A 9079-nucleotide genomic window follows, 5' to 3' on the forward strand; every position below is an offset into this window, starting at 1 on the left:
TGCTTTTTTGTTGCGGCGATGCCTGCGCTGTGGCGATGTATCTCGCCTTGGATCTATGGCTTGTGGATTGCATAAAAGCCATTGCTTGCAATTGGCGGAGATGCACATTAGCAATGAGCGGACCAACCTTCGCGGGCGTGATGGAATTGGTAGACATACAGGACTTAAAATCCTGAGGCCCTAGGCCGTGCGGGTTCGATTCCCGCCGCCCGTACCAAAATTTCCCCTAAAATATCAAATAAAACGCAATAAAATCAGCGTCTTAACTTAAGTTCTGATTTTTGTCTCTTGTCCTCTCTCGTGATTTTGTGTATCAAAATGGGTATCATTTTGGGTATCATTGGGGGAGAAGATGGAACGAGAAGACCGGTTCCTGCAGCAACGCGGGAAGCGCTGGTATTATGTCCGGCGCGTGCCTATTGATCTTGCCTCCCACTATTCAGCGAAATATATCCGAAAGCGGTTGAAAACATCCGATTTGGCCGAAGCTCGCATCCGGCGCGACGCCATGGAGCGCGCAGACGATGCCCTGTGGGCTGACATGCGCACAGATGGGCAAACAACGGATACGGCCTCACGCCGCTATGAGCAGGCGATCAATCGGGCTCTTGCGCTCAGTTACAAGTATGTTCCGGCATCAGAGTTGGCAACTGGCGGAGACATTTCGGACATTCTTCGGCGCGTTGAAGACTTGCCCGCAGGGGAGGGCTACAGCAAAGCAAATGCCGATGCACTGCTTGGCCGGATCTCAAAGCCAGATGTGAGCTTGTCTGATGCCTTCAAGGTGCTGCGCAACGAGATCCGGGCGGCTGAGCTGGCGAGAAAAGACAAGGAAGGCAAAGAGGACTGGATCAAACTCAAGCAGATGTCCATTGATCTGTTTGTGGATGTTTGCGGAGATATCCCGATCGGGGCTATCAGCAGGGAGGACGGGCGCACTTTTTTCAACTATTGGAAAGATCGCGTCCTTGGCAAAAGCGGAACCAAGATAACGGGAAAATATGCAAACAGGCATATCGGCAATCTGCGCTCTTTGCTGAAGGATTATTGGGCTCATGTGGGAGAGGACCATCAAAACCCCTTCGACGGCTTCTCATTTGGTGAGAAACAAAAGGGCAAGCGTGTTCCGCTTCGGGTGGAGCAGATTGAAACGCTGTTTTTGATGCCTGGGGCGTTCCAGAAGATGAATCGCGAAGCCCGGCTGATCACCTACATGATGATAGAAACGGGTGCCAGAATGAGCGAACTCGCCACGCTGGAAGCGGAAGACTTCAGGCTTGAGGGAGATTATCCGCATGTGATGATTTTCGAGCGAGAAGGGCGCGCAGTGAAGACGGATCATTCTAACCGCATCTTGCCGCTGGTCGGCATTTCACTGGCCGCCGCGAAGATAGCAGAGAAGGCCGGCGGGTTCCCGCATTATCGACCGAGACGTAAGGGCCTATCAACGACACTCAACAAATTCTGCAGAGAGAACCATTTCTTCGATGATGGTCAATCGATGTATAGCATCAGGCATACATTTGAGGACCGTATGAAGGAAGCTGACACGGATGTTGAAATGCGTAAATACCTGATGGGTCATGATATCGATCGGGAAGAATATGGCTCATTTGCGAGCCTGAAGAAAAAGTGGGAAGCGGTGAAAAAGATAGAGCTGCCGTTTGACCCGGCGACCATCAAAGATATTTGCTGAATGGGTCTTTGCTGATGGCTTCGTATTCTTTTTCCATGCGTGCAAGAAGGCAATAGTGTGCAGGATGCGGGTCGATCTTGTGGATCTGAGCCAGCTTCACAATGGCGGCATGTATCCGCTCTGCTGTGATGTTTTCCTGCTGTTTCATTGTCACTTCTGTTTAATGGTTACTCGGTGGCCCGAAAGGGCGATTCCTGCTTGCCAGTCTTTCACGGCATACTGTGCTCATGGTCTGCGGTGCTCGGTGGCATTGCAGTGCCACCCATTTTTGCGCGCCTACGAGACTGGCCTTTGTTCTACCGGCCCGCTGCAGGAAGGTCCGGTGAAAGGTGCGGCACCGCAAAGGGGTTATTCGACGATCATCCAGTCGTTGATAAGAATATCGGTCTGTGAAGCTAGCCAAGGAACAAATCCGCCGCCTGCGGTCTTCATGCCAATCCAAGGGAGCATTTCCACGTTCACAGGCCCGAGGGTGCGCCCACCCACATCGTATGAAGCAGAATTGACCAGAACAAGCCACATTCCCTTGCCGTTCCAGCCAGCACGGGCGACTTTCTTGCCTTCTTTGAGAGCCGCGATAGCGTGCCCGAAACTCATGCGGCCAGTCGGTTGATAGGCGTTTTCGAACTGCTCTTTAGGTGACCAGCTGATATATCCTTCATGATCTGGGTGATTTGGTTTGCCACCATCCATGTACTCAACGAGATAGCCATCGTCGCTGCCGTCCTCGTCCGCGGGCAAATCCCATCCGCGATAGATATTGTAATCGAGCCGCGTCATCGGCCTTGCTGCAATGTGCTTTGTTCCGAAAAACTGTTCCATTTCTCTCTCCAATTTAAGGGGTGCCGGTACTCTCCCGGCTGTCACGCCTGATAGGAGATGGCGTTCTCCCTGCATGGACGCCCCATGCGGCCTACTAGCATCGCTCCACGGTTGGCTTCTGTGCCTCGCGCTTCATCGCGGTGGGTTCGCTCTCGGTTGTTCTTGGTGGGGGCCTTTTTGAGCTTCCGCGCTCAGCACGCGGATCTTGCGCGTCACATCACAGTTGTAGGTGACGGCTGTCTGGGCCTCATTGAATGCCTTGATGGCCTTGTAGAGGTCTTGATAGCCGACAACATCGTCAATCGCTCCCTCATAGAGCTCTTCGCAGGCGCGCTCCAATATTTCGTCAATGCCGATATGGATGTGGCTCGTTGTTGTTGCAAAAACAAATTCTTGCGGTTCGATGCCTTCATCTTCGCAATGCTGAAGATAGGAATCGATGTCGTAAAAGTAGCCTTCGCCCATATCGCCGTCGCCACCATCAAGCCAGACAACGTCTTCGCACTCGGAATAATCCGTGAGTGTTGCATTTTCGAACATCTGCTTTTCATGACAGGCGCGGCAAATGACTTGGTATTTTTGAACCTCGGCCCCGCACTCTTTGCAGCGACAAGGTTGGCAGCAGGTTTCAGCAAGTTCCTTGGCTGCCGCGTGACAGCGCTCTGCGCTTGCTGCAAAGCCGCGAGGTGAATAGACCTGACCACATTTCCCGCAAGCGTAGAGCTGAGGGTTGCTTTCATCTTTGAAGGTTAGGATTCGAACATCAACCATCTGGTTTACTCCGAGCTAGGAGCCATGCCGAGGGCATGGAGATACAGATCGAGCAGGGCTTCCATTTCCTGCCGTTCGTTGCTGTCCTGTTTGCGCATACGGACAACCTGCCGAAGGGTTTTTACGTCATAGCCATTGCCCTTGGCTTCGGCGTAAACGTCTTTGATATCGTCGTTGAGGGCCTTTTTCTCTTCTTCCAGGCGCTCTATGCGCTCGACAAAAGCCCGCAGCTGATCAGCCGCTACACCACCTGTATTTGACATCTATTCGCTCCTATTGACTTTGTAGCGCTGGTCTTTGCGCGTCTCTGAGGGGGGGGTAGAGCACTCTTCAAAATGCCGGCAGGCCTCCAAAGAGTGCGAAATGAGGGCCTCTGCTTTATTCGGGATTGGAAAATTGCAAAGGGCTGGCTGAAGGTAGGTCACCTTGTCCGGGCTGCTTGGCTCATTCTCATCGCCGCGGTAACGGAAAGGCGCTGGCTCACCTTCTCTGTTCTTGCAATAGAAGTGCTTGCACTCTCTGCAGGTGCGGCCATACGGTCCGGTTCCAGCAAAGTGGGCTTGTCCGATCTGTGTCTTGCGAACGTGATCAAGCAAGTCTTCATGAGTGAGATGTTTTGAGAAAGCGACAGCTTCGGCCATTGGTCAAATTCTCCCAGTGAAAAGCAAAAGGGACAGGAGACAGGCGAAGGGGCCGCTCATTACAAGGATCGCTTCTGGTAAATAGCGCAGGGATGCAATTAGCTCTCTGACTTCCTTGTGTGCTGGTGTTTTTCTCGGGCAATACATTGCCTGTCTCCTGATTGGATGCCCCGGCAGGAAGTGCGCGGAATGCGCTGCAGGGCTTTGTTGATGTCTTTGGGGTTATCCCTGCCGGGGGATTGGTTAGGCCTCCTTGAGAGCGCCTATGATCTTGTTGCAAAGGGTGGTGATGCGCTCGGCTTCCGTTGAGCCGGCATAATCTGACAAGCTTCCAATGAAGCGGTCCGAAGCATGCGTTCCCATCGTTTCGAGGAAGTAGAAGAACTCTTCCTCATCGCCGAGCATGTCTCGAGCGATCTGGCCGCCAGTGACGGTTGTTTCGATGGTGATCATGATGCTTGCTCCGCGTCGAAGCGCGCCTTCATCTTCGGGTTGATGCCATTCCAGCCGCAGTTCCGGTTAGGACCAGCCGGGATATATTTGCTCTGGCGCTTCAGACGCCTTGGGCGGGATGTGCTCCGCGTGTGGTCAACTGTGCTAATCAAGTCATAGGCCTGCTTGTGCCTTGGCATGTCCGAGGAGTAGGTGCCGCCAAACAAGAATGCGATCGCTTGACTGAGGAATATGCTTTTCATGGCTTTTGGGCTTTCTGGTTTGCTTGATTGCTGCAATGGAACGGACTGTTCGGATTTCGTGGGTCAACCCTGATCAGGTTGGCAATGCGATCCCTCGTCGTGCTGAAGGCGTTATTCTTTTGCAGAATTGCAGCGCAACGGAGTGTGGAAGTGACGGGCAGACCAACGAGCGCCTCGTTAATCTCGCCTTCCAGAATGTCGAGCATGTCCTGAATGGCGCAGTATGGCGCATCCCAATCATCGGCACTCTCAACGGCGTGATAGACTGTGCATTCGCTTTCAGGATCGGCACGATCGATGCCAATAAAGACGGGTTCAGACATTGCACCGCCCTCCCTTGCTCGAACTTCTGCGCTCCACGCTGCCATCCAGCTTCTTTTTCCAGCCAGAGGCGCGAGAACCAGCAAAGGGGCGAGAGGGGATCTTCTGCTTGCGTCGTGTTTCGAGACCAACATGCTTGTTGTGCATGCGTTTGACCTTGGCGATGGTCTTTACATCGGCTCTGGTTTTGCCCTTGTGGCAATCACAGCAGAGGCACTGGCAGTTATCGAGGGAGTTATCGCCATCCAGACCACAAGGCTTGATGTGGTCATATTCAGTCGTATCCGGATGCAGCTTGGCGCCACATTTTACGCAGCAGCCACCATCGCGAAGGAAGGCTTCAGCTTTTGTCTTTCTGGAGAATTCGGACCGGTTCGTAACAAGCTTTTCAGCTGTCTGTTCGGTAGCGACTGCGGCAAGCATTTAAACCCCCATCGGTTGCGTTCGATAGGGGTAGTGTAGGTGGGGAATATTCCCCTGTCAATATAAAATGAGGAAACTTCCCCACCCTAAGAAACGTTGTCGGTTGAAAGAGTGTCCCTTCTTCTTTGCGACTCGCTGGAAAATAGAAAAGGATTGTGTAAGCTGATTTGGCAACCAGAGGGGGGGCTTGCGCCTAGCGAGCAACAAGAATGACCGATCTTGAGCAGAGCAAATTGGACGTTAAATCAGAGATGACTGATTTGGAGCTTGATGCACTGATAAGAGAACATATCGAAGAGTATGTGCTGTATGGGGTCGAACCCAAGGACAGGGAAAGCTTTCGTAGAAGCCATCATGTGCTACTTAGTGAGGATCTTATGAAAGTGGCTGGAGAATATGCGCTGTCTCATGCTTATTCGAGCGAACAATTAAAAGACTTGTTGTTCGAAGAAACTGTCAGATTTTTAGATTATTTTGCAGCTATCGTCGGTGATCCTTTCGACGATAGCTTTGAAAAACAGTTTAATTATCTTCCAGCTCTTCGACCTTCGATTGATGAGCTAAAAGCAGGTAAAGTGAGGGAAATTATGAGGAGCGATATGGAGCAATGCGCCGGTGAATATCTCGCATTTCCATTCAGGTCAGAAAGAGTGGATAGAGCCTTGGTCCGATGCCTAATAGCTTCAGAGATGTTTTCATTCTTCAAAGAAATCTATGTGTACCCAAAGCTAATGGCGACTTCACGCTTTGCTAAAATGCTAATTGGGCTGTCTCACCCTAGCACGCGCGAGCGACAATTGGCCATGTCCATGCTGGAGACCTATTACGAGCTCGATGCTCAAGGCCCAATTAGTGCTATTCGTGTTCGAGAGTTGGCTGTAAAATCCGCAAATCTAGGTGTTGCTTGGCCTCCTGCGCTATTCGCTCTGCTGGACGACATTGCCGGCAGAACTGGGCGGATGTGAAAAGCAAAAGAAAACCCCGCTCGGTGGCGGGGTGGGTTCTTTACGGAACTAAATGAGCCCCAATAACAAAGGCCATGACTTCTACTGTCTCATCTTCGCTATCGTGAAGGTCTTCAACCTTGATAGGCTCTTGCCAATTGGGGTCGTTTGAATCGGGCCAAAGCTCCCAACTTCCATTCTTGCGTAGGCGCTTTGCTGTGGTTTCAAACAGCCCGCCTTGCATGCGGGTGCGCTTGACTATGACTAGCTGACCATTTGTCAGGTCTTGCTCGCTGAGGCCGCTTTCAAACAGCGCAACACAGTGTAGAGACCCACCATCAGGCACCACACGGTTGATGCTCGTTCCACGGACACGAACAGAGAATTGCGCAGCAGCAGGATATCGCGGATCAACAGGAAAAGGCCCCAATCGTTCGCCAGGCTCATTGTGATGGTGGTTATATTCAAGCCAGACACCGGCGGCCACTTCACCAACTTCTGGCACCAACGCTTGTTCGGTGGCAAAGGGACGTGGATCGAACTCAACCGTTGAACCAATCTCACGGACCTCCTTTGGGCCTTTACCTTCCAGGAGCCATTCTGAGCTCGTTTCCAGTGCCTCCGCGATGAGCTTCAGGTTATCTGCGGTAGGGAGCCTAGCTTTGCCTGTCAGTACGCCGCGCAATAGCTCCCTAGTCTTCCCGACTCTTCGTGCGGCGGAAGTTTGGTTTAAATTCAGCTCATCCATGCGCTGTTGGATGCGTTTTGCGACAGGGTTTTCCATGCTCGCCACTTTACAGGCAAACTTCCCTTCTGAGGATGGGGATGTTTCCTCTTTTTGTGTGCTTTTCAGATTGACAAATAGAGGAAGTTTCCCCATATTTGTTTCATGATGATCTATCGTGAACACAAATTGCTCCGTCTAGCTGAGGCATTTTCAAAGCATTCCGGCAAGCCGTTGACCGCCATTTCGAGACGCTTCTTAGGTGATAGCAAATCACTACCAAGGCTCAAGTCTGGAAGCGTGATTAGTCCATCTCGGTATGAGGGAGCGATCGCGGCATTTTCAGAGCACTGGCCCTCCACTGTCGAATGGCCTTCTGATATTCCGCGCCCATCGGTGGCGATCGAGGACAAAGCCCCAGCTGCATAGTCATCACCCTAATTCAATCGCTGGGATGCATCACCCAGTGAAGCGCTGCTCATGATCTGCACTAATCATGAGCGCGACGGAGAGGCGGGGCTCCTTCTGGCATTACGCCTGCCTGCCTCTCCGACCTGAATGCGGCGGACCTTCTGTCCGCAGCGCCCGGCTGATCTGGCCCCCACACCAGCCCCCAAGGATCAGCCGGGCAATCTTTCGAGGTGAGCCGGTTCCGCGAGCCCCTCCAACTCTCAGGCCTCAAACTCACTCTTTGGGCCTGAGTTTTTTATCCCACGCCAGAGGCGGCCAGTCACCGGCATGCCAACGGCAAAAAGCAACGGTGGAAGCCATGACCGCGATAGTAAACCAGGACGGAAGCGAGCGCCTGATCTCGCAAGAAGATGTTGAAGAGATTTCCGAGCGCGTGGCGCAGCTGATGCGGCTTTGTCGCCATGGTGGACATCGGGGGCGGAAAGCTCTGGCGGCTGTAACGCGGGTGAGCGAAACCCAGATCAAGCGGTATGAGGACAAGGCCGACCCGCTAATGATCCCGCTCGACATCGTGGTTGAGATGGAAGCCATGCTTGATCATCCGTCGCTTACGATGATGTTGGCTGACATTCAAGGCTATGACCTCGTGAAACGCAACTGCGGGCGCAGTGAAAACCTCCGGACCCTCATGCGCCGCAGCGTCAAGGAAAGCGCTGAAGCACACGAAGCCATTCTAGAAGCGGAAGGCGAAGACGAAATGACACTCGATGACTGGCGGAGCATCGCAAAGGAATCGGGGGAAGCCAAGGACTCCTTTGCTGTTTTGCAAGAAGTGGCAAATCGCAACATCAAGCGGATGTTGGAGGCGAAGTAATGGCCAAGCGGCAGCAATCTATCAGAACAGTGCTCGGGCCTAGCGGCTCCACGCATGGGTGGACCAAAACCCGCGATAAGGACCGTGATGGGCGCCCGCAGATTGTCTATCAGCTTGGCAGCAATCAGGTCATCAATCGGGTGACGCTTCCTCTTGTGAGAGGGTTTTCAGAATGAGCGCCGTGGCTGAAAAGAAGGAACTGAATGCACATCTTTGGGAGCGGCATCCTGAAGACTGGTATGTAGAGCCCTATTGGTGCAACAGGCGCCTGTTTGAGGAAGAGGCATTTGAAGGCGGTATCTGGGATCCTTCCTGCGGTCTTGGACGGGTGCTCTATTCCGCCGACGCTGCTGGTTATCCTGTCACCGGTAGCGATATCGTCTGCAGATCTGGGTTTTGTGATGAATTGTTTGACTTCCGGACCTGCAAGCGCCCGAGAGCCCGCAACATCGTTTCTAATCCTCCATTTAGCTACGCAGAACTTTTCGTTCGGCATGCCCTCGGGATTGCTGATGGCAAGGTGGCGTTTTTGCTACCCCTGCAATGGCTGGCAAGCGAGACAAGGGCCAGATTTTTTCCGTCTACGCCACTACGGCGCGTCTACATCCTATCGCCCCGTCCGTCGATGCCTCCGGGGCCGGTGATTGAAGCAAATGTAAAGCCGGGCGGCGGGAAGAAGGACTTCGCCTGGTACGTCTGGGAGCAGGGCTATGAGGGCACACCGGAACTCAAATTCATGCATAGGGAGGGGTAAGGG

The 9079-nt window shown here is 52.9% G+C and carries 14 protein-coding genes and 1 tRNA gene; 6 read left to right on the forward strand and 9 right to left on the reverse strand.

Features of this window, described 5'->3' with window-relative positions:
* Positions 1 to 131 precede the first annotated feature (131 nt).
* Positions 132 to 217 (forward strand) — tRNA-Leu (locus ACKPCT_RS02200).
* Positions 218 to 352: 135 nt separating this feature from the next.
* Positions 353 to 1696, forward strand: coding sequence for a DUF6538 domain-containing protein (locus ACKPCT_RS02205; RefSeq protein WP_319568229.1), 1344 nt, complete (start codon positions 353 to 355; stop codon positions 1694 to 1696).
* On the opposite strand, the gene ACKPCT_RS02210 is transcribed toward ACKPCT_RS02205, so the two are convergent.
* The 8 genes from ACKPCT_RS02210 to ACKPCT_RS02245 all read right to left on the reverse strand — a co-directional run bounded on the left by ACKPCT_RS02210 (position 1680) and on the right by ACKPCT_RS02245 (position 5369).
* The gene (locus ACKPCT_RS02210) at positions 1680 to 1844 is read right to left on the reverse strand and encodes a hypothetical protein (protein ID WP_319568230.1); all 165 of its coding nucleotides are present in this window, start codon (positions 1842 to 1844) and stop codon (positions 1680 to 1682) included. The two genes, ACKPCT_RS02205 and ACKPCT_RS02210, sit on opposite strands and share 17 nt — an antisense overlap.
* Positions 1845 to 2044: 200 nt before the next feature.
* Positions 2045 to 2518 (reverse strand): DUF2829 domain-containing protein, encoded by a 474-nt coding sequence (locus ACKPCT_RS02215; protein WP_319568231.1) that lies wholly within the window; start codon positions 2516 to 2518, stop codon positions 2045 to 2047.
* 132 nt (positions 2519 to 2650) lie between these two features.
* Complete coding sequence (locus tag ACKPCT_RS02220; protein ID WP_319568232.1) at positions 2651 to 3058, reverse strand: hypothetical protein; 408 nt, start codon at positions 3056 to 3058, stop codon at positions 2651 to 2653.
* Positions 3059 to 3294: 236 nt separating this feature from the next.
* Entirely contained in the window at positions 3295 to 3552 is a 258-nt protein-coding gene (locus tag ACKPCT_RS02225) for a DUF2312 domain-containing protein (protein ID WP_319568233.1), read from the reverse strand.
* A gap of 621 nt (positions 3553 to 4173) precedes the next feature.
* Positions 4174 to 4383 carry a hypothetical protein gene (locus tag ACKPCT_RS02230; RefSeq protein ID WP_319568234.1) on the reverse strand — a complete coding sequence of 70 codons (210 nt, stop codon included), beginning with the start codon at positions 4381 to 4383 and terminating at the stop codon, positions 4174 to 4176.
* Positions 4380 to 4625: a hypothetical protein gene (locus ACKPCT_RS02235; protein WP_319568235.1), complete on the reverse strand. Its 246-nt coding sequence runs from the start codon at positions 4623 to 4625 to the stop codon at positions 4380 to 4382. The genes ACKPCT_RS02230 and ACKPCT_RS02235 overlap by 4 nt, the downstream gene beginning before the upstream one ends.
* A complete protein-coding gene (locus ACKPCT_RS02240; protein WP_319568236.1) occupies positions 4622 to 4948 on the reverse strand; it encodes a hypothetical protein in 327 nt (108 codons plus the stop codon). The genes ACKPCT_RS02235 and ACKPCT_RS02240 overlap by 4 nt, the downstream gene beginning before the upstream one ends.
* Positions 4941 to 5369, reverse strand: coding sequence for an HNH endonuclease (locus ACKPCT_RS02245; RefSeq protein WP_319568237.1), 429 nt, complete (start codon positions 5367 to 5369; stop codon positions 4941 to 4943). The genes ACKPCT_RS02240 and ACKPCT_RS02245 overlap by 8 nt, the downstream gene beginning before the upstream one ends.
* A gap of 209 nt (positions 5370 to 5578) precedes the next feature.
* On the opposite strand from ACKPCT_RS02245, the gene ACKPCT_RS02250 reads away from it, so the two are divergent.
* Positions 5579 to 6334 carry a hypothetical protein gene (locus ACKPCT_RS02250; protein WP_319568238.1) on the forward strand — a complete coding sequence of 252 codons (756 nt, stop codon included), beginning with the start codon at positions 5579 to 5581 and terminating at the stop codon, positions 6332 to 6334.
* Between the two features lie 40 nt (positions 6335 to 6374).
* Here the strand turns inward: ACKPCT_RS02250 and ACKPCT_RS02255 are convergent, their stop codons facing one another.
* Complete coding sequence (locus ACKPCT_RS02255) at positions 6375 to 7223, reverse strand: helix-turn-helix domain-containing protein (RefSeq protein ID WP_319568239.1); 849 nt, start codon at positions 7221 to 7223, stop codon at positions 6375 to 6377.
* Between the two features lie 583 nt (positions 7224 to 7806).
* Between ACKPCT_RS02255 and ACKPCT_RS02260 the strand changes: the two genes are divergently transcribed.
* The 3 genes from ACKPCT_RS02260 to ACKPCT_RS02270 are packed head-to-tail and all read left to right on the forward strand — an operon-like array spanning position 7807 to position 9076.
* Positions 7807 to 8322, forward strand: a complete 516-nt coding sequence (locus tag ACKPCT_RS02260; RefSeq protein WP_319568240.1) for a hypothetical protein — start codon at positions 7807 to 7809, stop codon at positions 8320 to 8322.
* Complete coding sequence (locus tag ACKPCT_RS02265) at positions 8322 to 8498, forward strand: hypothetical protein (protein WP_319568241.1); 177 nt, start codon at positions 8322 to 8324, stop codon at positions 8496 to 8498. Before ACKPCT_RS02260 ends, ACKPCT_RS02265 begins: the two co-directional genes overlap by 1 nt.
* Positions 8495 to 9076 carry a hypothetical protein gene (locus ACKPCT_RS02270; RefSeq protein ID WP_319568242.1) on the forward strand — a complete coding sequence of 194 codons (582 nt, stop codon included), beginning with the start codon at positions 8495 to 8497 and terminating at the stop codon, positions 9074 to 9076. Before ACKPCT_RS02265 ends, ACKPCT_RS02270 begins: the two co-directional genes overlap by 4 nt.
* The last annotated feature ends 3 nt before the right edge of the window (positions 9077 to 9079 follow it).

The sequence above is a fragment of the Cohaesibacter marisflavi genome (assembly GCF_963665895.2).
Lineage (GTDB): Bacteria > Pseudomonadota > Alphaproteobacteria > Rhizobiales > Cohaesibacteraceae > Cohaesibacter > Cohaesibacter marisflavi.

What these genes read in the sequence shown, in the direction of transcription:
- ACKPCT_RS02205 (WP_319568229.1), top strand. Translation starts at nt 353, where the DNA reads ATGGAACGAGAAGACCGGTTCCTGCAGCAACGCGGGAAGCGCTGGTAT.
- ACKPCT_RS02210 (WP_319568230.1), bottom strand. Translation starts at nt 1,844, where the DNA reads ATGAAACAGCAGGAAAACATCACAGCAGAGCGGATACATGCCGCCATT.
- ACKPCT_RS02215 (WP_319568231.1), bottom strand. Translation starts at nt 2,518, where the DNA reads ATGGAACAGTTTTTCGGAACAAAGCACATTGCAGCAAGGCCGATGACG.
- ACKPCT_RS02220 (WP_319568232.1), bottom strand. Translation starts at nt 3,058, where the DNA reads ATGTTCGAAAATGCAACACTCACGGATTATTCCGAGTGCGAAGACGTT.
- ACKPCT_RS02225 (WP_319568233.1), bottom strand. Translation starts at nt 3,552, where the DNA reads ATGTCAAATACAGGTGGTGTAGCGGCTGATCAGCTGCGGGCTTTTGTC.
- ACKPCT_RS02230 (WP_319568234.1), bottom strand. Translation starts at nt 4,383, where the DNA reads ATGATCACCATCGAAACAACCGTCACTGGCGGCCAGATCGCTCGAGAC.
- ACKPCT_RS02235 (WP_319568235.1), bottom strand. Translation starts at nt 4,625, where the DNA reads ATGAAAAGCATATTCCTCAGTCAAGCGATCGCATTCTTGTTTGGCGGC.
- ACKPCT_RS02240 (WP_319568236.1), bottom strand. Translation starts at nt 4,948, where the DNA reads ATGTCTGAACCCGTCTTTATTGGCATCGATCGTGCCGATCCTGAAAGC.
- ACKPCT_RS02245 (WP_319568237.1), bottom strand. Translation starts at nt 5,369, where the DNA reads ATGCTTGCCGCAGTCGCTACCGAACAGACAGCTGAAAAGCTTGTTACG.
- ACKPCT_RS02250 (WP_319568238.1), top strand. Translation starts at nt 5,579, where the DNA reads ATGACCGATCTTGAGCAGAGCAAATTGGACGTTAAATCAGAGATGACT.
- ACKPCT_RS02260 (WP_319568240.1), top strand. Translation starts at nt 7,807, where the DNA reads ATGACCGCGATAGTAAACCAGGACGGAAGCGAGCGCCTGATCTCGCAA.
- ACKPCT_RS02265 (WP_319568241.1), top strand. Translation starts at nt 8,322, where the DNA reads ATGGCCAAGCGGCAGCAATCTATCAGAACAGTGCTCGGGCCTAGCGGC.
- ACKPCT_RS02270 (WP_319568242.1), top strand. Translation starts at nt 8,495, where the DNA reads ATGAGCGCCGTGGCTGAAAAGAAGGAACTGAATGCACATCTTTGGGAG.